This is a genomic window from Clostridium pasteurianum (assembly GCF_001705235.1).
GTDB lineage: Bacteria > Bacillota > Clostridia > Clostridiales > Clostridiaceae > Clostridium_S > Clostridium_S pasteurianum_A.
This window is the reverse complement of the sequence record NZ_MCGV01000001.1, coordinates 2,464,814-2,490,119: the sequence shown is the minus strand read 5'-3', so window position 1 is coordinate 2,490,119 and position 25,306 is coordinate 2,464,814. Positions and strand designations below refer to the sequence as shown.

23 protein-coding genes and 1 riboswitch are annotated in these 25,306 nt (G+C 29.4%); of the genes, 9 read left to right on the top strand and 14 right to left on the bottom strand.

The annotated features are described in order from the left end of the window. Nucleotides 1–13: 13 nt before the first annotated feature. Nucleotides 14–814 carry a class I SAM-dependent methyltransferase gene (locus tag BEE63_RS11070; RefSeq protein ID WP_066021439.1) on the top strand — a complete coding sequence of 267 codons (801 nt, stop codon included), beginning with the start codon at nucleotides 14–16 and terminating at the stop codon, nucleotides 812–814. A gap of 632 nt (nucleotides 815–1,446) precedes the next feature. Here the strand turns inward: BEE63_RS11070 and BEE63_RS11065 are convergent. The 3 genes from BEE63_RS11065 to BEE63_RS11055 all read right to left on the bottom strand — a co-directional run bounded on the left by BEE63_RS11065 (nucleotide 1,447) and on the right by BEE63_RS11055 (nucleotide 4,419). After that, entirely contained in the window at nucleotides 1,447–2,037 is a 591-nt protein-coding gene (locus BEE63_RS11065; RefSeq protein WP_066021438.1) for a cupin domain-containing protein, read from the bottom strand. A 281-nt stretch (nucleotides 2,038–2,318) separates the two neighbouring features. Further along, on the bottom strand, nucleotides 2,319–3,278 hold the full coding sequence (locus BEE63_RS11060; RefSeq protein WP_066021437.1) for an L-lactate dehydrogenase: 960 nt from the start codon (nucleotides 3,276–3,278) through the stop codon (nucleotides 2,319–2,321). A 322-nt stretch (nucleotides 3,279–3,600) separates the two neighbouring features. Continuing rightward, complete coding sequence (locus BEE63_RS11055; RefSeq protein ID WP_066021436.1) at nucleotides 3,601–4,419, bottom strand: nitroreductase family protein; 819 nt, start codon at nucleotides 4,417–4,419, stop codon at nucleotides 3,601–3,603. 183 nt (nucleotides 4,420–4,602) lie between these two features. On the opposite strand from BEE63_RS11055, the gene BEE63_RS11050 reads away from it, so the two are divergent. The 4 genes from BEE63_RS11050 to hepT all read left to right on the top strand — a co-directional run bounded on the left by BEE63_RS11050 (nucleotide 4,603) and on the right by hepT (nucleotide 7,558). Further along, nucleotides 4,603–5,493 (top strand): LysR family transcriptional regulator, encoded by an 891-nt coding sequence (locus tag BEE63_RS11050; RefSeq protein ID WP_066021435.1) that lies wholly within the window; start codon nucleotides 4,603–4,605, stop codon nucleotides 5,491–5,493. A 121-nt stretch (nucleotides 5,494–5,614) separates the two neighbouring features. Next, entirely contained in the window at nucleotides 5,615–6,628 is a 1,014-nt protein-coding gene (locus tag BEE63_RS11045) for a LacI family DNA-binding transcriptional regulator (protein WP_066021434.1), read from the top strand. 110 nt (nucleotides 6,629–6,738) lie between these two features. Beyond that, complete coding sequence (gene mntA / locus BEE63_RS11040; RefSeq protein WP_066021433.1) at nucleotides 6,739–7,155, top strand: type VII toxin-antitoxin system MntA family adenylyltransferase antitoxin; 417 nt, start codon at nucleotides 6,739–6,741, stop codon at nucleotides 7,153–7,155. Next, nucleotides 7,148–7,558 (top strand): type VII toxin-antitoxin system HepT family RNase toxin, encoded by a 411-nt coding sequence (hepT, locus tag BEE63_RS11035; protein WP_066021432.1) that lies wholly within the window; start codon nucleotides 7,148–7,150, stop codon nucleotides 7,556–7,558. Before mntA ends, hepT begins: the two co-directional genes overlap by 8 nt. A 26-nt stretch (nucleotides 7,559–7,584) precedes the next feature. Here the strand turns inward: hepT and BEE63_RS11030 are convergent, their stop codons facing one another. The 3 genes from BEE63_RS11030 to BEE63_RS11020 form a co-directional block, all read right to left on the bottom strand. Then, nucleotides 7,585–8,250 carry a TetR/AcrR family transcriptional regulator gene (locus BEE63_RS11030; RefSeq protein ID WP_066021431.1) on the bottom strand — a complete coding sequence of 222 codons (666 nt, stop codon included), beginning with the start codon at nucleotides 8,248–8,250 and terminating at the stop codon, nucleotides 7,585–7,587. Nucleotides 8,251–8,322: 72 nt separating this feature from the next. Next, on the bottom strand, nucleotides 8,323–9,693 hold the full coding sequence (locus tag BEE63_RS11025; RefSeq protein ID WP_066021430.1) for an MATE family efflux transporter: 1,371 nt from the start codon (nucleotides 9,691–9,693) through the stop codon (nucleotides 8,323–8,325). Between the two features lie 115 nt (nucleotides 9,694–9,808). Further along, the gene (locus tag BEE63_RS11020) at nucleotides 9,809–11,095 is read right to left on the bottom strand and encodes a helix-turn-helix domain-containing protein (protein ID WP_066021429.1); all 1,287 of its coding nucleotides are present in this window, start codon (nucleotides 11,093–11,095) and stop codon (nucleotides 9,809–9,811) included. A 111-nt stretch (nucleotides 11,096–11,206) separates the two neighbouring features. On the opposite strand from BEE63_RS11020, the gene BEE63_RS22145 reads away from it, so the two are divergent. From BEE63_RS22145 to BEE63_RS11005, 4 genes are all read left to right on the top strand, one after another. Further along, a complete protein-coding gene (locus BEE63_RS22145) occupies nucleotides 11,207–11,518 on the top strand; it encodes a hypothetical protein (protein ID WP_242874787.1) in 312 nt (103 codons plus the stop codon). Between the two features lie 6 nt (nucleotides 11,519–11,524). Continuing rightward, nucleotides 11,525–12,001, top strand: a complete 477-nt coding sequence (locus BEE63_RS22140) for a phosphotransferase (protein ID WP_347464730.1) — start codon at nucleotides 11,525–11,527, stop codon at nucleotides 11,999–12,001. Between the two features lie 161 nt (nucleotides 12,002–12,162). Beyond that, nucleotides 12,163–13,413 carry a condensation domain-containing protein gene (locus tag BEE63_RS11010; protein WP_066021428.1) on the top strand — a complete coding sequence of 417 codons (1,251 nt, stop codon included), beginning with the start codon at nucleotides 12,163–12,165 and terminating at the stop codon, nucleotides 13,411–13,413. Nucleotides 13,414–13,434: 21 nt separating this feature from the next. After that, on the top strand, nucleotides 13,435–14,496 hold the full coding sequence (locus BEE63_RS11005) for an acyltransferase family protein (RefSeq protein ID WP_066021427.1): 1,062 nt from the start codon (nucleotides 13,435–13,437) through the stop codon (nucleotides 14,494–14,496). Between the two features lie 227 nt (nucleotides 14,497–14,723). Here the strand turns inward: BEE63_RS11005 and BEE63_RS11000 are convergent, their stop codons facing one another. The 8 genes from BEE63_RS11000 to BEE63_RS10965 all read right to left on the bottom strand — a co-directional run bounded on the left by BEE63_RS11000 (nucleotide 14,724) and on the right by BEE63_RS10965 (nucleotide 25,237). Next, nucleotides 14,724–15,023, bottom strand: a complete 300-nt coding sequence (locus BEE63_RS11000; protein WP_066021426.1) for a hypothetical protein — start codon at nucleotides 15,021–15,023, stop codon at nucleotides 14,724–14,726. Nucleotides 15,024–15,052: 29 nt separating this feature from the next. Continuing rightward, nucleotides 15,053–15,136: riboswitch (cyclic di-GMP riboswitch) on the bottom strand. A gap of 144 nt (nucleotides 15,137–15,280) precedes the next feature. Further along, nucleotides 15,281–16,930 carry a putative ABC exporter domain-containing protein gene (locus BEE63_RS10995; RefSeq protein ID WP_066021425.1) on the bottom strand — a complete coding sequence of 550 codons (1,650 nt, stop codon included), beginning with the start codon at nucleotides 16,928–16,930 and terminating at the stop codon, nucleotides 15,281–15,283. Continuing rightward, on the bottom strand, nucleotides 16,917–17,651 hold the full coding sequence (locus tag BEE63_RS10990; RefSeq protein ID WP_066021424.1) for an ABC transporter ATP-binding protein: 735 nt from the start codon (nucleotides 17,649–17,651) through the stop codon (nucleotides 16,917–16,919). Before BEE63_RS10990 ends, BEE63_RS10995 begins: the two co-directional genes overlap by 14 nt. Before the next feature lie 161 nt (nucleotides 17,652–17,812). Then, on the bottom strand, nucleotides 17,813–18,505 hold the full coding sequence (locus tag BEE63_RS10985) for an efflux RND transporter periplasmic adaptor subunit (protein WP_066021423.1): 693 nt from the start codon (nucleotides 18,503–18,505) through the stop codon (nucleotides 17,813–17,815). Between the two features lies 1 nt (nucleotide 18,506). Beyond that, nucleotides 18,507–19,214, bottom strand: a complete 708-nt coding sequence (locus BEE63_RS10980; protein WP_066021422.1) for an ABC transporter ATP-binding protein — start codon at nucleotides 19,212–19,214, stop codon at nucleotides 18,507–18,509. 16 nt (nucleotides 19,215–19,230) lie between these two features. Further along, the gene (locus BEE63_RS10975) at nucleotides 19,231–21,762 is read right to left on the bottom strand and encodes an ABC transporter permease (RefSeq protein WP_066021421.1); all 2,532 of its coding nucleotides are present in this window, start codon (nucleotides 21,760–21,762) and stop codon (nucleotides 19,231–19,233) included. A 653-nt stretch (nucleotides 21,763–22,415) separates the two neighbouring features. Then, nucleotides 22,416–23,051, bottom strand: coding sequence for an HDIG domain-containing metalloprotein (locus BEE63_RS10970; RefSeq protein WP_066021420.1), 636 nt, complete (start codon nucleotides 23,049–23,051; stop codon nucleotides 22,416–22,418). A gap of 434 nt (nucleotides 23,052–23,485) precedes the next feature. Next, complete coding sequence (locus BEE63_RS10965) at nucleotides 23,486–25,237, bottom strand: MutS-related protein (protein WP_066021419.1); 1,752 nt, start codon at nucleotides 25,235–25,237, stop codon at nucleotides 23,486–23,488. Nucleotides 25,238–25,306: the final 69 nt, after the last annotated feature.

Below are 25,306 nucleotides of genomic sequence, written 5' to 3'. Positions count from 1 at the left end.
GGGAAGTATTATTATGCAGCAAAAATTAAAGGGCATACCAGAAACTTTACTTATTCCATTATGGGCAAGAGCAAAAGAAACAGAAAGCTCAAATTCTATAATAAATGATTATAAAGCAGTAGAAATGATGACTGACATAGATTATGATTTTTCAAAATTCGATAATACCTGGATATCACAAACAGGTGTCGCTGTACGAACTGAACTTTTGGATAAGGGCACTAAAACCTTTATTAATAAGCATCCCAATGCTGTAGTAATAAATATTGGCTGTGGTCTAGATACTAGGTTTTCCAGGCTGGATAATAACAAAATTAATTGGTACGACTTAGATTTACCTGAACCAATTAGAATAAGGAAACAATTCTTCGATGAAACAGAAAGATACAAAATGATTTCCAAATCCGTTTTTGATTACTCCTGGATTAATGAAATAGACATATCTAAGAGACCCGTCTTAATTATAGCCGAAGGAATATTAATGTACTTTACAGAGCAAGAAATAAAAAGCTTATTTAATGAACTTGTTAAAGCCTTTAAAGATGCAGAGGTACTTTTTGAAATGATGCCCCCTTCCGTTACCAAAATGAGCAAACATCATGATACTGCAAGCAAACTTGGAGTTAAATTTAACTGGGGTATAACGAGTGGAAAAGAAATGGAAAGTTATAATAGTAAAATTAGATTTATTGAAGAATGGAATTATTTTGATTATCATAGAAACAGGTGGCACTGGCTTCGTCTTCCTTCACTAATTCCAGCATTTAAAAATCGTTTTAATGATAGGATTGTACATTTGAAATTTTCTAAATGATAAGGAGGTTATCTTAGGAATTATTTTATGGATACAAACAGTTATTATATCAAAAATATATAAAAATATCACAGAAAATAAATTAGTAATTACAGGTGCTTATGCCTGGGTTCCCAACCCTATATATTCAGCATTTGCAATTACATTTACAGGGATACTATGCATTCAAAATAACTTATTTCTCATAATATTACCTCTTATTTATTGGCTACTTTTAACTATAATTGTGCAAAAGAAGGAATTGTCTTAGAAAAGACATTTGGTCAAGAATATTTAGTATATAGATCACTGCATTCCTTGGTTGCCTAAAAATTGTGAAATAGAAATGATTGGTTTCTATAAACTTTCAATTATTTTTGCATTATCCAAATATTTTATTCTTAAGCCATATCTCCGATTTTCTGTAATGAAATGGAGGAAAATACTCCTTGAATAATGTCTAGACAAAGTAATAGTATTTTCAAACTGTTTAAATAAACTCCAATAAATCTTGATTGAAATTCTGAAAAGACTTAGAACTTTCAATTTGTCTGAACTATAGTGAGTTATTGAAAGTTTTTAGTGTTTTCAGAATTTCAATCTTAGCTTTATGGAGTTTATTTAATGTTTGAAAATACTATTACCTTATCTCATTACTCAGATGGTTTAGTTTTTTGAACTGTGCCCTGTGGATGATGAGGTGGTGCATAAATAGAATATAATTTTAGAGGTCTGTTTCCTGTATTAATTAAATTATGCCATGTACCCGCAGGAACCATAATTGCGCAATCATCTTGAACCCTTGCTTGGAAACTTAAGTTATTCTTGCTTCTTCCCATTCTAACCATACCTTGACCTTGTTCAATACGTAAGAACTGATCAACATCTGGATGAAGCTCTAATCCTATATCATCACCAACATCAATGCTCATCAAAGTTACCTGCAAATACTTTCCTGTCCATAGAGCAGTACGATAATTTCTATTTTGTATAGAAGCTTCATTAATGTTAACAACAAAAGGTTGTGGTCCGTAATCTTTTAATACAATTGGTCCCTTATTACAATTTTGCATTTGTGGACAATTAGGCGGACAAGCCATTCTTGAATTGTCCTCAAAATGAATATTAGGGGTATAAAAATATGGACATCCATAAGTTCTATAACCATTATTCATACCATCTTCATCATAGCCTGATGTATTGTCAAAAAAAGGGCACACATATGTCCTATGATTATTATACATATTGTTCCTTCCCTCTATAATATTACAAAATTATAATATGCAACAGCTTCTATAAATGTGCATTAATTTATTTTATATTATAAAGTATTTCTTAATTTCAAATGCTTAAAGTAATAGTATTGAAAAAACAGTTTAAATAAAATTTTATAAAACTTAGGCGTAAATTCTTAAAGAACTTAGAGTTTTCAATCTGTCTAAACGGTAGTGACTTATTGAATACTCTTGGGTTTTTAAGAATTTACGCCTTTAACTTTATTTAATGTCTTTTCAACACCATTACTTTATCCAAGTTTTAAACCATTAATAATTGTTTTTAAATTTTCTGCGCTTTGCTTAAGCTCTTCAACCTCATGCTGCTCAAGTGGAATTTGAAGCTTTTTCTCTATTCCCCTATTAGTTATAACACATGGTATACTTAAAGATACATCGTTAATTCCATATTCACCTTCAAGAGTTGATGACACTGGTAAAATACTTTCTTCATTTAAAAGAATTGCTTTTACAAGTCTACTTACACTCATTGAAATACCAGCACTTGTATAACCTTTAAGCTGCAAAACCTGAATACCAGCATCTCTAACTTCTTTATCTATTTCATCTTTATCATTATTATTATTTACACTAAAAGTTGCATCCAGTTCATCAAAAGGAATTCCCGCAATATTAACACCGCTCCATGCAGTAAAAGAACTTCCTCCATGTTCTCCAAGAACATAACCATGAACATTTTTACTATCTATATTATATTTTTTACCTATAATTTTTCTCATTCTTGCAGTATCTAGTAAAGTACCTGTACCCATAATTTTGTTTTTAGGATAATCAAAATTGTTCTGACAATAATAAGTGGCAATATCTACAGGATTAGTAACCACAATTATGATAGCATCCTTAGTGTATTTAGTTATATTCTCCATTATGGACTTCATAACTTTTACATTTGTATCTGCAAGAACTAATCTATCCATTTTTCCATCAAGTTTTAAACTTGGACCTGCTGTTATAACAATTATCTGTGCATCCTTGCAGTCCTCATAATTTCCTGCTCTAACATTGACATTAGGACTATATGCAAAAGATGTAGTATGACTTGCATCTAGTGCCTCTCCACGTGCCTTTTTATCATTTATATCTACAATAACAACTTCAGATAAAAGATTAAGTGAAAGTACAGAATTTAAAACAGCTGATCCAACCATACCTGCACCTACAACTACAAGTTTATTTTTAACAAAATTCATTATTATCCCTCCTATAAAATTACCTATATTATATTTTGTGAAAAAACTTTATATATAAACTATTTTGTGCATTTTTATTTTAGTATAACGTTGTACTTAAGTCAATAAAGACATAAATTACATACATTCAATTAGTAAATCACTATTTAGACAAGTAAACTTTCAATAAGATTTGCTTCAAATTATAAAAAAGACTTAGAAATTTTAATTTGTCTGAGCTTTTTTCAGCAAGTTATTAAAATTCCTTAGTCTTTTTATAATTTGAAGCTTAGTCTTATAATTTTTATTTAATGTTTCAAAATACTATTACTTAGCAATATTTTTACTGCCACTTTATGTCCGCTGCTTTTCTTGGAACTGTTCTTTTGTATTTAACATCAGGATACCCCACTATCATACATGTTACTATCTCTTTGCCATCCTTAACTCTAAGAAGTTCTCTTATTTTTTTATTTCCTTCTGCTGCTCTTATAAAAAATCCACTAAAGAAAGTGCCAAGACCTAATGCATCAGTCATAAGCTCCATATTAGACGATGCAAGTGCCCCATTAACCTTGGCAGCTGACGTTACAATTATAACTGCTGGCGCATTAAAGAAGATTTTATCATTCTCTTGATTTTCTTTATAATCATTGTACATGTTTATCCACATCTCAGCATATCTTTTATAAATCATATTTTCAGGCGTTAAATTTTCAAGTATTTTTTTACCGGCATTGTTCAGACTTTCAAAAACTAATTTCTTAAGTTCTTGAAGTTTCTCTTTAACTACTATATAGGATACATCCTGCATATTGCTTGCAGTTTGAGTAAACCTTCCAGCTTCTATAATTTTAAGGAGTTTCTCATCTTCAACATCTTTATCCTTGAAGCGTCTTATACTTCTTCTAAATTTTATAAAGTTAAGAAGCCTGTCTGCATCTATAGAAAATTCATCCTTATTATATTCTTTTACATCTTCCATGCTGTATTCATCCGTTGATATTGCATTTTTAGGGCATATTGCAATACAATGTCCACACTTAATGCAAGTAACATTATCTATATTTGCCTTCCCATCAACTATTTTTATATCTCGTGGGAAACAATCTTTAACGCATTGGCCGCATCCTACACACTTTTCCGTATCAACTTTCATCATAGCAATATTCTCTCCTTATAACTTAATATTTTGACATATTCATAAATAAAATTTATAATTGATTTGTGTCTTTTATAAGAAATATTTTTATACAAGCATTATTATATCACTGTAAAATTGGTTGTGTCCAATTAATTATATTCACACTATTATAACTAAAAGTTATTGATAAGGAGTATACATATGAATCTTCAACAATTACAATATTTCAAAAAAGTCTCTGAAACTAAAAACTTTTCTGCAGCTGCTGATGAACTTTCTGTAACTCAGCCAGCCTTAAGCAAAGCAATTTCTAAATTAGAGAATGAATTAGGCGTAACTTTATTCGAAAGAAATGGGCGTACTATAGAACTATCTCGTTTTGGTAAATCATTTTTAAGACATGCATCCTCAGCACTACTAGAAATAGAAACTGGAATTAATGAACTAAAAATTATGATAAATAAGGATAAAGACATTATTTCAATAGCTTCTACTTACTGCATTGGAACATACTTTTTGCCATTTATAATAAGTAATTTTTTAAGTTCTTATCCCGAAGCCAAATTTCAATTCAGTAATGAATCAGCTTCTCAAATACTAAAACATATACGTGATAAAAAAATATGTCTAGGCTTTTATGATGAAGTTAAAGCTATTAGTAATTACCCTGAAATTGAATCTGTCCCAATAAAAAAGGAAAATTACGTTTTAATTGTTCCTAAAAATCATACTCTTTCAAATAAAACAGAAGTCTCTTTAAAAGACCTAAAAAATGAATCCTTTATTGTATATTGTGATAAAGACAGTAATAATAAGAAGCTTTCTTATGCTGAATTTATAAATTATACACCTAAAATTTCTATTGAGCCCAATGAAGCCAGTATGCTAGGTGGCCTTGTAGCAGCTGGTGCCGGCATTACTATAGTTCCAAACTCACCACTTATTAACACAAATACGGTCTCAATCATAAAAATAAAAGAAGATATAGGCTATAAAACAATTTACATGGGTTGGCTTAAAAGCTTGAAGTTGTCTCCTACTACAAAAAAGTTTAAAGACTATATATTATCTTTAGCATCAGAAAATAATTAAATGTTTTATTACACTTGCAATAACAAATTCAGTAGCATTTACTTTTCTTACAAACTATGCAAAAATATATACTAAGATTAAATTATAAAAATTTTCTATCACATTAGTAAGGAGCGAGAATATGGCTACAATAAAAGATGTTGCGAAATTATCCGGTGTTTCCCCAAGCACTGTATCTATAATTTTAAATGGCAACTCAGCTAAAAGAAATATCACTGAAAAAACTCAAAAGAAAGTTATGTCAGCTGTAAAAGAACTTGATTATCATCCTAATATTTTAGCCAGAAAGCTTAGAAATCAGGCCGCACCCAATAAGCCTATAATAGCTTTATATTGGTCATCTGACATTCATGTAAATATAATATCTCGCTTTTTAAAGGGTCTTCAAGATAAACTTATAAAATTAAACTACTGTTATAATATTGTAATCTGCCCTTACAAAACCAACTACCTACATCTTGAAAAAGGTATAAATACACCAAATAATTTTGATGCTGCAATTATAGCAAATATATCAAACTCAGATATGGAATATTTAAACAAAAGTTATTTAAAGCTTCCTATAATTTTATTCAATCGCCTATCAGATAAGTATTCTTCTGTAAATGTTGATAATTATAGAATGGGAGAAAAAGCAGCCCTACTATTGTTAAAAAATGGTCACAAAAGTGCTGCTGCTATACTCACTAAATCCTTAAACAGAGCCATGGATTGTAGAAATAGAGGTTTTATTGAAACATGCGAGAAAAATGGCATTGACGTTTCACATAAAAACATTATATCAGCTGATAATTCACTGCATGGTGGATTTACTGCTGGAGAAGAGTTTATAAAAATAAAGGACACACCAAAAGCTTTATTCTGCAACTCGGACAGCATAACCCTAGGTGTACTAAACGTATTGAATAGAGAAAGAATATCTGTACCCAAAAATGTGGAAATTATCTCTATTGGCATGACTGATAATGAATATACTAAATTCAGCACACCACCTATTACTATAGTTGATATACCTATTGAAAAAATGGCTGGTAAATGTATTGAGCTTATTTCTGATATGCTAAGCCAAAAACTTGAAAAACCGACTTCAGTTTTTGTTGATGCTCCTTTGATAGTTAGAGATTCTTGTATGTGAAGTAGCATTAGTTTAAAACATTAAATAAAACTAGGCTCAAAATACTATTGCTTAGCTTAGACTAAAAGCCTCAAAATAATGATATAATATATTAAAGAGGTGATTTTAATATGCCGTTATCAAGTTTAAATAAAGAAGCCGTCAAAGATATTATTGATATCTTAACCAAAAACGTAAAGCCTACACTAATATATATATTTGGTTCAGCCGCTAGGAATGAGCTTAGAGAAGACAGCGACATTGATATAGCATATTTAAGTAATACAGTTTTATCAAACTATGAAATATTTATGCTAGCAAATCATATTGCTGATATTATAAAAAGAGATGTGGATTTAATAAATTTAAAAAATGCATCAACTGTATTTAAAGCACAAATTGTTGGAAATGGCAAAGTTGTATATTGCAGCGATAACACTAAGAGAATGTACTTTGAAATGTATGCTTTTAAAGACTATGCTTTATTAAATGAAGAAAGAAAAGACATATTGGACGGCATTAAAAAGAGGGGGAATATTTATGGGTAATGATGTTATTTATAATAAAATATCTACTATTGAAAGATGTGTAAATAGAATTAATGATGTATACAATAATAACTTTAAAAACTTAAGTGACTACACTAAGCAAGATTCAATAATATTAAACATTCAACGTGCCTGTGAAGCTTGCATTGATCTAGCAATGCATATAGTTTCAGAAAAGAAACTTGGAATCCCCCAAACTAGTCGCGATGCCTTTGATGTATTATATAGTAACAATATTATCGATTCCAAGCTTGCAAAAAATTTAAAAAGCATGGTTGGCTTTAGAAATATAGCCGTACATGACTATCAAACCATAAATCTCGATGTTGTAAAAGAAATAATTGAGAATCACCTTATAGATTTAAAAGAATTTTGTGATACCATTATAAAATATAAATTCTAGTACACAATTAATTATAATATTAAACTCTATAAATTAGTTATATTCTTACTATATGACTCCTTTAGTTGTACAATCTTACTCATAAAAGTTCCTCTAGGTACACTCAAAAGCTTCTCAACCATATCTGCTAAAGCTTCTGATTTCTTGAAAATTTCTTCATTACTAAATCCAAAAACTTCAGGATCAAATACAAAATATAATTCAGTAAGTATGAATTCAGCTGCTTCTTCTGGATAATCTGTATGAAATATACCTTCAGCTATTCCCTGTTTTATAATACTGGTAAGCATAGATCGCTTAGTAACTATCTCCTCTACAATTATCTTGTGATGCAGGCTTGTATTTTCGTCATTATGAAGTGTCTCAACAATTTTGTGTTTACTGCCAGCGCTGTCCTCCTTTGATTCAATATATAACTTTATTACTATCATTAGCTTTTCTACAGCATTAATATTTTTTTCTTTTACTTTTTCTTTCATTTCCAAAAGCAATTTTTCAGAGTTTCTGGTGAAAATCGCCATAAATATATCTTCTTTTGATTTAAAATAGTAATAAAAAGTTCCCTGAGCTACTGAAACTTTCTTTACTATATCGCTTACTGAAGTTTTATCATATCCAACGGTTGAAAAAAGCTCCTCTGCTGTATCAATTAATTCATTCTTTCTTTCTTCTGGATCTTTAGAAATTCTCAAGTTAATTCCTCCAATTGAACGTTTTTTCAGATACCTTAACTTAATTATAATTAGTTGATTGACATAAGTCAATCAATCATTACACTGTACTGCTTCTGCATTTCCTAAAGAACTTAACTTTTTTATTTCGGGACATATGAAACCCAAAAGAATTATTACTGAAATCAAATCTGTAATAGGTGTTGCTATCCATAATCCTGTAATTTTCATAAACTTAGGCAATATTATAAGCATTGGCATAATTACAATAACCTGTCTAAGCATAATCAAAATTATTGAATATTTTGCTTTTCCAACATACTGAAAATAGCTTGCTCCCAAGATCATAAATCCAAGTATAGGAAGGCTCATTGAATATAATCTCATAGCAGGTACTCCTATTACTATAAGCTCCTTAGTTCCTTGCCCAAAAGCATAAAAAATATTTTTGCTAAATACTTCAAATAAAACAAATCCAATTAAAGAAATAATGGTTCCAAATAAAACAGACAATTTAAATGCTTTAAGTATTTTACCATATCTTTTTGCTCCATAGTTATATCCTATTATAGGTTGAACTCCTTGATTAATACCAGTTACAGGCATCAAAACCAGCATATTAACATTATATATAATACCAAAAGCTGCTACAGCCATATTCCCACCATATACTAAACACTGCTTATTTATAATAATGTTTATAAGTGCTAGCGCTACCACCATTACAAATCCGGAAGTTCCTATTGAAAACGATGAAATAATAATATCCTTTTTTAGTTTTAAATTTTCGAAATGAATTCTTATGTTAGAATTTTTTGCAAAGTAAGGAGATGTAGAAAATATTGCACCAATTGCTGTTGAAATCACTGTAGCAACAGCAGAACCTGCGATCCCCATATGAAATACAAATATAAACAATGGGTTAAAGATTATATTTAAAATGATTGATATTAAACAGTTAACCATTGCCATCTTAGCTTTTCCCTGACCTTTTAAAATGTTATTCATAGAACAGTTTAAAACTTGAAAAGGAGTTCCTAAAATTATTATGCCTGTATAAGTTACTGCATAACTTAAAACCTTTCCCTTTGCTCCCAACAATGCAAGCATAGGTGTTAAAAAGCTATAACCCAAAATCATTAAGATAATAGACACTATAAAGGACAAAATAAATGTATTGCCAACAATAGTTTCACATTTTTTAATATCATTTTGTCCAAGATTTATTGAAACAAGTGAAGTTGCCCCTAATCCAACTAGCATAGAAAATCCCAGTATTACTAAAGTTACAGTATATGATATAGTTACAGCCGAAATTCCAAGGACTCCAACTCCAATACCAACAAACATTTTATCACAAACATTATACACTGCATTTGCAAGCATAGATATTATAGATGGTACAGAAAATTTCAATAAAAGTTTTTTGATATTTCCACTTTCCATTTCATTTACATTTGACATAGTTTTACCTCCAAAATACAATTGACTGACTTAAGTCATTTTTATTATACGCTACTGACTGACTTAAGTCAATAACCATTTATAATAATTTAATCATAAATCTTAGTTCTTTTAATTAAATTATCCTTTTCTTAAGCCATTCCATCGTGTATTCTCTGCTCCTATTTATAGGTGGAATTTCATCCCAAAGATTCGTAAAAAAATCTTTAAAGCCTCCAATTGTAATTGGCTCTTCTATACTGAATTCTTGCTCACCCATATTCATTAATAACTTTACGTTTTCTTTTAAAATCATAAATTTAGGAATATTTTTTATTGATGGTACTTTATCTACTACCGCAAGTTCATAATTAGGACAATTCTCAAGTAACCTAAGCATATTCTTGAAACATATCAATGTTTCATCATTATTAATATCACGCGGAACAATTATTTCTTTTATCTTATATTTATTTAATGCTTCTTCCACATTTTTTTTATGGAGTATAAGCCTCCCATCCATATCAAGAGAGAATACGTCACCATCTTTATTTATAATATCCTTCAAACTTCTATCATAATTGTAATTTATAATAGGCATTGTCTGAAGGGACATCAATTCCACATGTTTTTTTAAGGTATCTATTTCGTCTTCATTTGTATAAAAAAATGCTGAGCTTATGTAATCATTAGTTTCATCTGACACAAAAAGTATAGCTGCCAGGTCTTCAAATACAATAAATTCAAGAGGTGGAGTTATTGTGCCATACTTTATAAAATATCTAGGTTCATATCGTTTTTTTACTTCACTAAATTCCACAATATTTCTTACAAGGGTAGCAATCCGTGTATCATTGCTTTTTAATCTCCAAAGATGTTCTATTTTCCACCCAACTCTCAGTACTTTAGACACTATATCCAAAAAATATTGGTGAGTTTTTTCATATCCATCAAGTATATCTTTTTCACCTTGAAAGGTTATAAATATATTTCTATTTGGTTTCCTGTTCTTAATAGCAGCATTAAAAATTATTGTAGCATATTTAAAAACTTCCTCTTTTCCTTTTACAAATGGTGGTATTTTGCTTAATTTATTTTCTTTTTTCATCGCCGTATGGTATTTTTTATTTGCCGTCAAAGAATTTATTTGTGCTTCCCGCATTATATCTAAAATATCTGCTTGTATTTCATATCCCAAGTCTTCTATATAATTTTCGTAAGCTTTCGTGTCTAAGCCCTTTAAAATACAATTAGATATTTTTTCAATGTAATTTGATTTAAGTGAAGGTGTTCTCTCACCCCTAACCCACTTTCTAACATAAGATGCGTCAACATTTATTTCTATTGATAATTTAGAAGCTGTCCATCCTCTAAGTGTAAGGAGTTCCCCAAGTAAATCTCCAAATAATATTTTATTCTCCACGCATATACCTCCAAACAATTTGTCCAGTCCAAAATTGTCCCATTTTACATATAATAATAACATTTATTTGTATAATAAGTCTATATGCATAATAAATTGGAGGTAATACAATTGAAACCCGGAAAATTAATTGGTCAAGGCAGGACAGCTGAAATTTTTGAATGGGAAGAAGTTAAAATTTTAAAACTTTTTAGACCTGGAATTCCTAAATCACTAAGTGAAGCAGAATATAACGCCAGTCTAGAAATTAATAAAAAGATAACTTCAAGTCCTAAAGTTTATGATTTTGTTGAAATAAGTAACAGAAACGGTATCATATATGAGCGAATTAATGGAATAACAATGCTTACGATACTATCAACTAAACCATGGAAACTATCAAAAGAAGCTCATAGATTAGCACGATTACACAAATCAATTTAGCAAAAAATTAATTTTGAATTACCTGAATATAAGGATAGACTTAAATTAAATATATCAAAAGCAGATTTATTATCTGATGATATAAAAGAAAAATTATATAAATATATTGATAAACTTGCAAATGATAATATATTATTCCATGGAGATTTTCATCCAGACAACCTATTAATAATGAAAGACAAAGCAGTAATAATTGATTGTATGACTGCTGCAAAAGGTAATCCACTTGCAGATGTGGCAAGAACATCAGTGATGCTTAAATTCGGAGATATTCCAAGGAAATCTAACATTGAAAAAATACTTATAAATTTTTTTAGAAAAAAGCTTTATTTAGAATATATAAATATTTCAAAAGTAAATATAAATCAAATTAGGCAATGGGAACTTCCAATTGCAGCAGCTAGACTTATTGAATGGCTACCAGAAAGTGAAAAAAGAAATTTATTAAATTTCGTAACTAGTGAACTAGACAAGTTATATTAATTATAGTCTAAAAAAACTGTCTTATATTCCATTACAATATACGGTCATTCTAATTTGCTCAGTGCCTATGACTTTTCTGAGCTATGAAATTATAAAGCGTACTCCAATAATACGAACATTATTTGCAATTAATCCTAATACAAAAGGGAGATGAATAAAATATGATATTTAAATCTGAAATTTTTGATAAACTTCAGTTTCTTTTTGAAACTTATAAATTCAACGATCATAATCTTCACTGCATTATAAACTTTGATGTCAATATTAATAAAGCCATTTTAGAAAAAGCTATAATTATTATGCTAGATATTGCACCAATATTAAGCAGCAAATACGTAGAGAATGTCAAAGAACCCTACTGGGAAAAAATAGATAGTTCAAGTTTCAAAAATGTACTAACTTTTGTAAATACTAAAAGTGAATTTGATTCATTTATAACCTCAAGAACTAATGAAGCCACTGGTCCCCAAATGAAGGCTTGTTTATTTAGTTCAAACAATGATTCCCTAGGCATTCTTATGAATCACATGGTATGTGATGCTGCTGGTTTTAAAAAATATCTTTATTCACTGTGCAGTCTGTATTCGAATTTACTAAAAAATCCTGATTATAAGCCAAACTATATTCTTAATGGAGATAGAAGCATAAATATTATAAACAAACAATTTAGCTTTAAAGATAAGCTTAAAACCTTTATCTTTCAAAGCAAAGAAAGCAATGGTTTTATTAATTTAAATTTTCCTATGAGTACTGAAAAAGAAGTGAAACCATTTATATTAACACATGAAATCCCAGAAGATAGGTTTTTATCTATTAAAAAATACTGTAAAAATCACGGTGTTACAATTAATGATGCAACTCTTGCTGCTTTCTACAGGGTACTTTATAAGATTTTAAATAAAAACGAACTCAGTATATCAGTAGCCGTAGATATGCGCAAACATTTAAAAGATAAAAACATTAATGCACTTATAAATCTTACTGCTACCGTTATTAGCAATATACACTATGAACCTAATGATGCCTTTGATGATACTGTGAAAAAAGTTCATGAAAACATGAGTTTAAAAAAGGAAAATTTTATTGGACTAAATGCTTTTGTTAAACTTTCACTGCTCTTTAAATTGTTTAACTACAGTCATGCTAAGAAATTACTTAAAAATGGTTTTAAAAATCCGCTAATAGGCATGACCAATATTGGTATCCTGGACTCTAAAAAGCTTTGTTTTCAAAGTACCACAATTAAAAACGCTATTATGTTTGGATCAATGAAATACAAACCGTATTTTCAATTAGCATTAACAAGCTATAATAACATTATGACCTTTACTATAAATTTATATGGAAATTTAAAAGACAAAGAAAACATAGAAAACTTCTTTGCTTTATTTGACAAAGAACTTCCAAAATAAAAATGTAGGAGACATTATTTTATGAGAAAAAATTATATTGACTGGTTAAAAGCTATTTGCATACTGTATTTACTTCCTTTCCACACTGCTAGAATTTTTAATGCTAACGAAGCAAATTATATTCAAGGAAAGCCAAATGTGTTTTGCACTGCACTAGTAGATTCCTCTTTATGGTTTATGCCTCTTATGTTCTTGCTCGCAGGAATGTCCTGCTACTTTTCGCTAAAAAAGCGCTCTAATAAAGAATATTTAAAAGAGCGTTTTCTGCGTCTATTTATTCCTCTTGTATTTGGAATAATCATTTTTCTACCACCAGAAGGATACTTTGCCTATAAATCTCACTCTGGCAGCACTTTAGACTCTATAGCCTATTTGAAAAGATTTTTCTTTGATTTTTCTGATTTAAATGGATATCACGGAAGTTTTACACCTGGATCCTTATGGTTTATATTATACTTATTCATTATTTCTTTAATCACTTTGCCAATTATGAGAAAACTTTCAACATTCAAAAGCAAATTGCTTAAAACACCATTTAAAATACTACTTATATGTATTCCAATCACTGTAGTTTCAGCAGTTCCAAGCATCGCCAATAAAAATATATTTATATATGGAATTTTTGTAATTTTAGGTTTTTTAATAGCTTCAGATGATAATATTTTCGATATGATTGAAAGTCACAAAATTTTCTACCTTATGTGTTCAATTATTGGATATATAATAATTTTCATTGAAATAACTTCAATAGGCTGGCAGACAGGTTTTACTCTGCTTGGAATAATTTTTTCATTAATATATTACTTTACCATATGGGTTTCATTGCTTACATTTTTAGGCTTCGGTAAAAAATATTTAAATTTCAGAATAGATTTTCTCTCTTATTTTTCACATGCATCTTTCACCATATATATTGTTCATCAAACTTACATTGTTATATTTGCATATTTTATTTTAAAACTAACAAACATATTTGCACTTCAATATATTATAATTATATGCCTTTCACTTGCAGCTAGTTTAATAACCTATGAGGTATTGAAAAGGTTCAACGTATTTAGATTTATGTTTGGAATTAAGTAACTATAGGTACCTAAAAAGGAAAAGCGACCATGATTTCTAGCTAATGGTTGCTTTTCTTTTCTAATAATTAAATTCTAATACCCAAAATAGATGTCTCAATTTTTATTATATTTATTTTTTCTATGGTAAAGTTTTAAATCATCATTAATTTATTATCATAATACATTCAGGAATAACTTTTAAAAATATATTAACTAAAGCATATAGAGTGCTCCTCATTTATATGATTAATTTATTTGAAAGTTGGGGGGGATGAAAGTTATATTACCCAATACATTAATGATAATATTTTTTGTATACTTATCCGATCTTTCGTTTTCAATCATATTCGAATTATTTATTTTTACGTTTTCATCTAACTTATAAATTTCATCTTTAATATTATTTTTATTTTCAACCAATCTAGTCTTTAAATCTAAAAACACATTAAACATTTTACGTAAAACATCAAAGTTTTGGGTTTCTAACTTTTCACCTCCTAATGCTTTCATAATTAATTTAAGAACATAAGGTTTAACATTCTTCAAACTAGCACTCCTCCAATAAACAATAAATTCGTATTATTGGCCGGTTGCACCACTAACTCAAAATTTCTAAGGTGCCCAAATAAAAGAAATTTTTCATAGTTTCCAATGTATAATTTTACCCTATATAAAGCTCTTAACACTATAATTGTCGACTAAATAAATCATTTTTTTATACTTGTTACTAATTTTTTTTATATTTTTCATTAAAATGTAATTAAATCCAATGTTCATTAGCACTTTGCTGCATTAAAAATGTATTATTTCATTTCTACTGAGGCAAATAATTTATCCATAAACAAGCAGTACAATGCTCCAGTGCCCAAAAGTCCAAAAAAATATATAACTAAACCCCAAACTAAGCTATGAAATACAAAATATCCTATAACCCCTGCTACTATTCCAGCCGGTGCAAATGCAAGTATATCAAATACCGTCATTAAGAAACCATTTTTTTCATCATCAAAAGAAGGCATAATTAAGTTTATTAAGAATTTATTAAACACTGTAATTATATATGTACCCCATAATGCAAAAAGTAAAAATAAAGAGCCAAATAAACTAACTCTTCTATTCATAATTACAATAGGAAGTACAATACAAAAATCAAATATAAAATTCCCTATGAACTCGAAGAAATGAAGCGAAACTATTTTTTCCCACGCATTGCCTGGTACTATAAATAAATACTGTTTTGTTCTTTCATATTTTAATGAAGTTACACTCATTCCGCCTGAAGTTACCATAACAAGTGCAGTTGTAAGATACCCTTCTAAAATTTTACTTGAACTCGTATTCCGTCCTAAATATGCCGCAAACATAGAAATACCAAATGCTAACCCCCAGGATATATACCTAATCACATTAGTAGACGTTCTTTGATTTACAATATTTGCTTTCCATATAAAAGCCCAAGCACCCTTAAATTGAAATTTATCCTTTACAGCCTTGGCTTTTCTATCTTTTTCACCATCTATATCATTTATAATTTCATCATTATCTATAGATTTTATTGTTTCTTTATTTTTTTCTATAACTTCAATAGTTTCCACTGCTTCTTCGTAATAATCCTCAGCAAAATATACCGCTAAAGAGAAGAACACTAGAGCTATGATAAATAATGCAATAACTTTGTATATAGGATTGTATCCTGAAAAAAAAGGTGAAATCAAAACATCTCTTGTCCATCCTATTACTGGTACACTGCTAATTATATTACCGTTAAGGCTCCAAAATAATCCTTTCACAATGTTATGCTTATATATTATAGAACCTACCACATATGCTCCTGATACTATCATACACACATATACAAAACCTTTAATTACTCTACCCACTTTAAATTTCATGCACACAGAATATATAAAAAATGAAAGTGATTTTAAAAACAGAGTTAAAAATAATAAGCCAAAAGCAACATACACAAAATTGCTCAAATTTATCTTATAATATCTAACTCCATATAAAAGATATATAACTATAAAAAATAAAATTGTTCTAATACCGCTAATAATGCTTCTAATCATAGTCCACAAATATATTGTTCTTGGTTCAATTGGAGATGAAAAAAGATAATTTGCATCAGATACACTGAACTGGCTTGGCCTATATTTATTTGCAGCAGAATATATTGAATAGAAGAAAACAATTAAAATTATCATGGTTACAATTAAAGAAATAATGTTAAGTGTAAAATTATCTTTAACCGAAATATCAACAATTGTTCTTTTTTTTGAATTCCTTCCATTAAATAAAGGCAGCGTAAACATTAATATTAAAAACAAATATGACCACACAGTTTTTATTGCTGTGAAGGGATGTGTCATAGTAATCTTAAGATGATTTTTAAACTTCAAAAATTCTATATACGACAAATTTACACAATCACGTATAGGATTATTCTTTTTCATCCTCTGTTACCTCCAGAAATAAATCCTCTAAAGAAGTATCTTCTCCTGCATTAACTTTGTGTCTTAAATCTTCTATAGTTCCTTCCATAATGAGAGTTCCCTTCTTTAAAACAACTATTCTATCACAAAGCCCTTCAGCAGTATCAAGCATATGTGTACTGATAAGAAGAGATTTTCCTTCAGCTCGCAGTGCTTTAAAGGCATCCTTAAGTTCTCTTATAGCTTTAGGATCAAGACCTATCAAAGGCTCATCTACTAAAAATACATCTGGTTTATGCAAAAGAGCGCAGCAAATTGATAGTTTTTGTCTCATTCCCTTAGACAAGTTGCTTCCAAGGCTATCCTTTTTATCCCAAAGGTCAAATTTCTTTAATATCTCCTCTCCATATTCCTGCCAATTATCTATATAATAAGCTAATGCAATAAATTTCAAATGTTCCCAAACAGTAAGCATAGGATATATATCTGGTGTTTCCGGTATGTATGCAAGTTTATATTTTGATTCCTGTTTTGTACTATCTATACCATCTACGAAAACCTTTCCATCAGTTTTCCTGAGAAGTCCGAGTATACATTTTATAGTTGTAGTTTTTCCTGCTCCATTAGGTCCTGTAAGTCCAACTATTTCTCCTGAATTAAGATGAAAAGATATACCATCAACTGCCTTATTTTTTTTATAGTACTTTTTTAAGTTTATTACTTCTAATACCATGTTACTCATAAAACTCCTCACATTCTTAATATAGTATTTTTAATTATTACAAAAATCCCGATGGGCAAGTCGGGATTTTTTGGGGGAGTATGAAAACATTATAAATGTCTTCACTAATTTATATTAATTATAGATACATAATTTTATATACCTATAAAGATAAAACATTTTTATTTTTGTATTTCAACATCAACATTATAATTTGGGAATAACTTTCCATTATTATTGTCTATAGATATATCCACGGGTACACTTGATTCTCCACTTGAAGAACTACTCTGTACACCAGCTGTTGTGCTATCATTTGAAAGTACTTCGTTTCCTATTCTTGTTACTTTTCCAGTTAATTTTACTGATGTATCATATGCTGGTGTTATAGTAACTGTTTTTCCAACCTGTACATCCTTTATAAATTCTTCTCCTACTTTTGCTTTTACATAAAGGCTATTTAAATCCTGAAGTTCTAAAACTTTCTTCTCTGCAGTTAATATATCACCTTTTTGATAACTTATATTTGTTACAACTGCATTATCCATATCTGATATTATATTCTGTCCACTTATATAAGACTCATCTTTATTTGAGTTATATCCATCCATTTCTACAAGAGTATCATTTTTCTTAACTATTTGTCCTTCTTTAACATCTACATTTTTTACTTTTACTATAGCTTGTGCTGCTGTACTATCTATTATTATGTTTTCTACATTTGAAGATTGTATTGTTCCAGAAGCATCTACTGTATTTTTAACCTTTGTTGTAGCCTTTTTTGTTTGAGTTTTTTTAGCTGTACTTCCACAGCCTGCGGCAAATATCATAAGTCCTGCTAGTGCTAACACTGTAATTGTTTTTACTTTTTTCATTTTATTCTTCTACCACCTTTCCATCTTTAACATATATTATTCTCTGTCCATATTTTGCTGCTTCCGCAGAGTGAGTAACCTGTACTATGGTTTTTCCCTGCTCTATATTTATTTTTCTTAAAAGTTCCATTACTTCAGTTCCAGTTTTGCTATCAAGATTTCCTATGGGCTCATCTGCAAGTATTACATCAGGCTCATTTATTAATGCTCTTGCAATAGCAACTCTCTGCTGCTGTCCACCTGAAAGCTCTCTTGGTGTATGTTTTCTTCTTTCTGTAAGTCCAACTGTATCAAGTATATTTTCTAATCTATCTTTGTAATTTTTTACTTTCTTTCCATCCAGTAATATTGGTAACATTATATTCTCTTCTACATTTAAATTTGGTATCAAATTGTAAAATTGAAATACAAAGCCTACATCTCGTCTTCTCATTATACTCTGCTGTTTGTCATTCATTGTTGAAAGTTCTTTTCCCGCTATCTTAACACTGCCTGATGTCGGCTTATCAAGTCCACCAAGTAAATATAAAAGAGTACTTTTTCCTGAACCTGATGGTCCCATTATAGAGACGAATTCTCCTTCTTTTATATCTATATTTATATTTTTAAGGACTTCTACATCCATTTTTCCAAGTTTAAAGGTTTTATTGAGCCCCTTTGCTTCTATTACATTCTTAGCTTCTCCCTTTACCTCTGCTAACACTTCCATTTTCTTACCTCCTTGTTTATTCATATTTAATAGCTTCTATTATATTAAGCTTAGACGATTTTAGCGATGGAACAATTGAAGATATGATTGTTATCAAAATACCAAGTATTATACTAATCACAAAATCGCTAGTTGAATAAACCATATCCATAGGTAAATTTGCTACCTTTAACATAGCTGGTATAGCATGAACCATTAGAGCTCCTCCAATTATTCCTCCTATACTTCCTATAAGTCCTACTGAAAGTGCTTCTACAAATAGCATTTTTTTAGTTTGTCCTCTATTCATTCCTACAGAAGCATACACAGCAAGAGATCTTTTTCTTTCTATAAAGCTTATAACAAAATTATTTATTACCCCAAAAGCTCCAATTATAAGAGCTATTATAGGAAATGCTTCTATTAACATCATCATTGCACTGTTCTGCTGTTCATTTTGCTTTTCCATATCAGACACAGTTTGTATGCTAATTTGCCTTGTTTTAAACTTTTCAGTTAACATTTTTGCCATGCTAGCTGTATCCTTGTAAGTTTTAATACACAAATCAGAACATTGATATAATTTAAAATCACCTTTTGCATATTTAGTAGGTATAATCGCCATATTTCCATTGTTCATTAAGCTATCAAAAGAACCTACTATTTTATAATCCTTATATCCTCTACCTGTTTTAATGCTAATATAATCTCCTATGTTTTTATTAAATCTTTTTAAATTACTATCTGTTAATATTACTGTTCTCCCGTCATTATTGTATTTATTAAACACTTCATTTTGAGTTTGAGTTAAATTTATCTTCCAGAAATTTTTAATATAATATTGATCCATGAACATTATATCTGCTAATTTGTCTGTACTTCCATTTACCTCTATATTACGAGTTTCGTAAATTTCCTGTATTTCACTAATTCCAGCCATATTCTTCATATGACTTATTGTATCTCTATCTAATGAATTACCATCATTATTACCTACATATATATCAAAATTAAATATGTTGTAAGCACCATTAACAGCTTTTCCAAGACTGCCACTTACTACATTGAGCATAAATAAAGTGGATATGCCAATTATAAGCAAGCAAATATTATTTATTAAGCTTTTATTCTTTCTCAAATTCTTAGCTGCTAAACTTCCTTCATTTCCAAATATAATGTTATAAACTTTATCAAATACTTTTACAAGAAGTTCTGTCATAAACGGAGCAAGCAGTATAACTCCTATAACCGAAAGAATCATGCATATTCCAAGTGAAGCAAGCGATGTTCCCTTACTCAGTGAAGAGTTATTAATAATACTTGGAACAGCTAAATCACTTAATATAAATAATATTCCTAAAATAAGCTTCCATAATTTTTCCTTTTCCATTGTATCTACAGTATTGAGTACAACATCTTTAACTGATAATTTTGATGTTTTTATTATAGGTATAATAGCACTTAAAAATGAAATGACTACTGCAAAAATAAATGCACTTAATAGTTGTCCAAATGTGTAACTAACAGAAGCTGTAAAGCTTACATCGCTGGACTCTGATGCTGTTAGAATCTTCATCAGCAATTTTAAAATGCCTATTCCTGCGAGATTTCCTACAATTCCTCCGATGATTCCATATATTATACTTTCTCCTACCAGCACTAAACTCGTAGACATTCTCGTAGCACCTATACTTCTAAAAGTCCCTATTACTGGCAGTCTTTCTGCAACTATTACCTTAAATACCGTATATATTATGAAGATACTCATCATTAAAACTACTACCATCATAAGTCTGAAAACCATAGTTACTTGACTTAACTGTTGATCTATAGCTTTTTCATCAATTATTTTGTTAACATTGTAGTTCTTATAAACAGTCTTTAATTTACTAATTAAACTATCCATATTTTTAGGATCCTGAGCTTTGATATAAAGACCAGTATACTGATTATTGATTCCATCAATATCTTGGGTTACACTCTGAGGGGTTACTGCCATCATGCTCTTGGGACTGTCAACTCCAAATAGACCTTTATTATCAGCTATACCTACTATAGTAAATTTTTCTTTATTCCCATTTATCCCTATTGATAAAGAAATTTGCTGTCCTAATGATAATTTATATCTATCAGCATTTTTTTTACTTATTATAATTTTATTTCCACTAAATGGTTTAAGTCCTAAACTGTCATTTAAATAAACAACTCCCATTTGCTGCAAATCAGAATAATTAAAGCCTTCAAGTGATACTGATATATCCTTATCGTTGGTCTTATACGCCGCACTGGCATCTACTTCTCCAACTATATAATCAGTTTTACTTCTAACAACATCAGCTTTATCTAAACTAACATATGGGCTTGGGGATTTACTGCTTGCACTTACTGTTATGTCAGAACTTCCTGTAAACTGCTTTGCTATATCAATATAAGTTTGCTTTATACTTGTACTTATTCCACTAGAAGCAAAGAAAAGTGCAGATGATGCCATAATTGAAAACACTACAAGGAAAGTTCTCAATTTTTTCTCTTTTATGTTTCTTAGCATAAATTTAAGAATTATTGCCATTAAAATTTCACCTCTATCTTTATTTTAAAACTTTATTCTAACGGTGAAGTGTAGGGTCTTTTTATATATTAAACTGTTAACCCATATAAATTAAATTCTGTATCACTGTTCTACATTCATAGTACACTATTGGGACATGTTAGTCAATACTATATTTTATAATTTAGTATCTTAACATTATTTTTCCCACTTCCTTTCAAAAAACTAAAACGTAAATTTGAAATACTGTTATAATTATAGACCATTTATTTATTTATAAATACTGACAAAAGTCATAAAAAATAATTAAAAAAGTCATATTTTATTAACAATGTTTACAACTATGCTATATCATATGGTACTAATTATTGCAAGTTACCATACTATATCTTTCACGCAAACTTACATACGTTCTTACTAAATGGGTAATTAAAGCTGCTTATATAGGCAATGCTGAAATAATGCAAAAGAGTGCCCTAAGCAGCCAACTTAGTTGATTTGAGCACTGTCATAGCATGGAAAGTATCCAGACAGTTATTTATTTTCATCAATAAATCTGTTAAAAACTTCATTGATTTTCTTTGAATTTCCTGTCATCAGATGACCTCCTGCTTTAAAGGATACAAAAGTATTTTCTTCGCCCATAAGGCCGCTTTACGTGGCCTATGAGTTTCTCAGTTTTTAACTCTTAATTGTTTTTTGACTTTCTCCACAAAAGTCCTTACATTTTCCTTCTCCTCTTCAATTTTACCTTTAGATAATGGTGCCCTTCCTAATCTATCGCATAAACTAAGTCTTGCCACTTCATGAAAAGATGTTTCTTTAGTCATACGTTTAACATCCGCAAAAGGCATATCCTTAACTACAAATAATATCTGCATATGCCATCTTACAAGCTTAGTTACCTTATATATAAATTCATCATCTTCATCAAAATACTTTAAAAACTCCTCTGCCATGTTCTCACCAACCTTATCATGGTCATATGCCGTTATTTTGCCTTTACGATTTCTTGTAGTCTTTGCCTTCCCTATATCATGCAGAAGTGCGGCCCACATAAATGCTCTTTTATCTTCACTTTTATCCTTAATTCCAGCAGCATTATCAATTACAAGCATTGTATGGTTCCACACATTTCCCTCTGGATGATGCTCCTTATTTTGTTCAGTATTTTTTAAATCACTTAACATTGTAAAAGGGTATTCATTTAAACTTCCGTTTTTAAGTTCCTCATTTAAGTATTCTGATGGTTTCATATCTTGAAGCAAATGTTTTTCTATATTCTTAAAAATTTCTTTGCTGTTATACATACTTTCCCTCCTATCATCAATAATATATCTTTATTTGATTTGCAATATAAAAATAAATCGAAGCAATAGTATTTTGAAACATTAAATAAAACTCAATAAGTCTTATCATAACTGATGGTTGTGTCATAGGCTCATTATACTTGTGTATAAAATACAGAATATATTAATGTCTACTACTAATAGTAATTATTACCACAAACTTTATACTAGCACTTTCTAAATTGCTCAAAATTCCGTAGGCACGGAGGAATTTTTCCCTTATACTACCGTAGAAACAAATTAATAATGCTGAAGGAACGATTAAAAAAAATTCTAATAAATCTTGACTTAAAAAACATAAAATACTTAGATATTTCAATTTGTTTAACCTGTAGGGAGTTATTGAAATATCTTAGTCTTTTATGTTTTTTGAATCTTAGATTTATAGGATTTTTTTAACGCGACGAAGCATTATTAATTTGTATTGCAAGTCTCTCATTTGTTTTCTGTATTATCTCCTCAGGATACTCAAGATATTTTAAAAGCTTTACTGCATTTCTCGTTCTGCATATTCCATATTTTAATTTGTAATCAAATTGGAGTCCATCGCTATTTATATCTTCACTAAAATAGCAGCATAAATACTTATCTTTAAGTATTTCAGTTAATTCCAAATCGTGTGTTGCAACTAGAGTTAATGTATTATGTTTATTTATGTAATTTAAAATCTCCGCCGAAGCATTTACCCTCTCAACAGGATTTGTTCCTCTAAATATTTCATCTATTATACATAGAACTGCCCTATCTTCACTGCACTCACTTATTATCCTTTTAAGTGCCTCCGCTTCCCTAAAGTAATAGCTTTTCCCTGAAGCTATATTATCCTCTGGGCTTATTGATGTCATTATCTTAAAGAAACTTGTTTTATAAGATTTTGCTGCACAAGTATAAATTGTCTGTGCTAAAAGAGCATTTAATCCTATAGTTCTTAAAAAAGTTGATTTTCCAGACATATTAGTTCCTGTTAATATTATTCCCTTATTATCTAAATTTATAGAATTTGATACTGGATTTTTAACAAGAGGATGATATATTTCTTCACCTTCTATTATTCTTCCTTCATCCACAAATTGCGGTTTTGAGTAATATTCAAGACCTTCTCTAAAAGAAGCTATTGACATAAGTGCATCCATTTCACCTAATGTTTTATAAAGCTCTTTTAATTCCTTCTTCATCCTTTTTATATCACCTATAGAATTAAAAAACTTTCTTTCTTCGATTGGAAGCATATTATAAACAGCATCTCCAGCAACATCTATTCCTTCTACTCTTTCTATCCCTGCTGTCTTCTTTGCTACTACCATAAGTTTAGATGAAGTCCTTTTTAAAATATCCGTATAATATTTAATTTCAGGACAATCTATTTTTGAAATTCTGTTGGCAGTATTTATAATTCCATTTAAATATCCAAGTGATTCCATATAAAGCTGTACCTTATTCTTAAATTTATTATGCTCAATAGTATTAATTGCAATAAGCACAGCCAGGATCATTAAATATCTGAATTTAAATATTGGAATGGTAAGTAAAGAAGCTATCGTACCAAAAAATAAAAGGTTAAACAACTTTCCATAATTATAATTTACATCTATGTCCCTCCATATTAAATCCGGAACACCATTTTCTTTTCTTCTTCCAAGCCTAACAAATTCTAATCCTACTTTTTCTCTTACTTCATTGTTTTCTTGAAATGCCTTTATTATAGAATCCCTCTCCATAAGCTTTTCTTTATCAAATTCAGGAGTTTTGAATATCTTATAAAGCATTTCTTCACCCGGCGATGTAAGTGTTCTATCTGCAATCTCAAATACTTCATCCATGGTAAGGTCACTCCATGTTTGATCATCTATATTGAATTGGTCTTCATTATCTTTTTTATCAAAATCAAAGAATCTTTTTATATTTTTTATATTTCTCTTCCTTTTTTGAAATTGCCCCCAGTGTTTTTTAAAGCGTTCATAATTTAACTTATGTATTATTCTTGCCTTTGCATAATATATTAAGAAAATCAAAGCTATGCTCGCACACATGCCAATGAAATAAAAATAATTTTTAGATCCCATTGCCACTTGAAAAAATATAAATGCTGCAACAGCAAGAATAAGCGTTGAAATTATACTGTACATATAAAGTTTATCTTCATCCATAAGACTTTTCACTTCCTTATATTTAAGTTAATGAAATTATATTATTTAGGAAATGACAAGTCAAGCTTT

Excerpts from the sequence above, each read along its gene's own strand:
- BEE63_RS11070 (WP_066021439.1), top strand. The coding sequence starts at position 14 with ATGCAGCAAAAATTAAAGGGCATACCAGAAACTTTACTTATTCCATTA.
- BEE63_RS11065 (WP_066021438.1), bottom strand. The coding sequence starts at position 2,037 with ATGTATAATAATCATAGGACATATGTGTGCCCTTTTTTTGACAATACA.
- BEE63_RS11060 (WP_066021437.1), bottom strand. The coding sequence starts at position 3,278 with ATGAATTTTGTTAAAAATAAACTTGTAGTTGTAGGTGCAGGTATGGTT.
- BEE63_RS11055 (WP_066021436.1), bottom strand. The coding sequence starts at position 4,419 with ATGATGAAAGTTGATACGGAAAAGTGTGTAGGATGCGGCCAATGCGTT.
- BEE63_RS11050 (WP_066021435.1), top strand. The coding sequence starts at position 4,603 with ATGAATCTTCAACAATTACAATATTTCAAAAAAGTCTCTGAAACTAAA.
- BEE63_RS11045 (WP_066021434.1), top strand. The coding sequence starts at position 5,615 with ATGGCTACAATAAAAGATGTTGCGAAATTATCCGGTGTTTCCCCAAGC.
- mntA (WP_066021433.1), top strand. The coding sequence starts at position 6,739 with ATGCCGTTATCAAGTTTAAATAAAGAAGCCGTCAAAGATATTATTGAT.
- hepT (WP_066021432.1), top strand. The coding sequence starts at position 7,148 with ATGGGTAATGATGTTATTTATAATAAAATATCTACTATTGAAAGATGT.
- BEE63_RS11025 (WP_066021430.1), bottom strand. The coding sequence starts at position 9,693 with ATGTCAAATGTAAATGAAATGGAAAGTGGAAATATCAAAAAACTTTTA.
- BEE63_RS11010 (WP_066021428.1), top strand. The coding sequence starts at position 12,163 with ATGATATTTAAATCTGAAATTTTTGATAAACTTCAGTTTCTTTTTGAA.
- BEE63_RS11005 (WP_066021427.1), top strand. The coding sequence starts at position 13,435 with ATGAGAAAAAATTATATTGACTGGTTAAAAGCTATTTGCATACTGTAT.
- BEE63_RS10995 (WP_066021425.1), bottom strand. The coding sequence starts at position 16,930 with ATGAAAAAGAATAATCCTATACGTGATTGTGTAAATTTGTCGTATATA.
- BEE63_RS10990 (WP_066021424.1), bottom strand. The coding sequence starts at position 17,651 with ATGAGTAACATGGTATTAGAAGTAATAAACTTAAAAAAGTACTATAAA.
- BEE63_RS10985 (WP_066021423.1), bottom strand. The coding sequence starts at position 18,505 with ATGAAAAAAGTAAAAACAATTACAGTGTTAGCACTAGCAGGACTTATG.
- BEE63_RS10980 (WP_066021422.1), bottom strand. The coding sequence starts at position 19,214 with ATGGAAGTGTTAGCAGAGGTAAAGGGAGAAGCTAAGAATGTAATAGAA.
- BEE63_RS10975 (WP_066021421.1), bottom strand. The coding sequence starts at position 21,762 with ATGGCAATAATTCTTAAATTTATGCTAAGAAACATAAAAGAGAAAAAA.
- BEE63_RS10970 (WP_066021420.1), bottom strand. The coding sequence starts at position 23,051 with ATGTATAACAGCAAAGAAATTTTTAAGAATATAGAAAAACATTTGCTT.
- BEE63_RS10965 (WP_066021419.1), bottom strand. The coding sequence starts at position 25,237 with ATGGATGAAGATAAACTTTATATGTACAGTATAATTTCAACGCTTATT.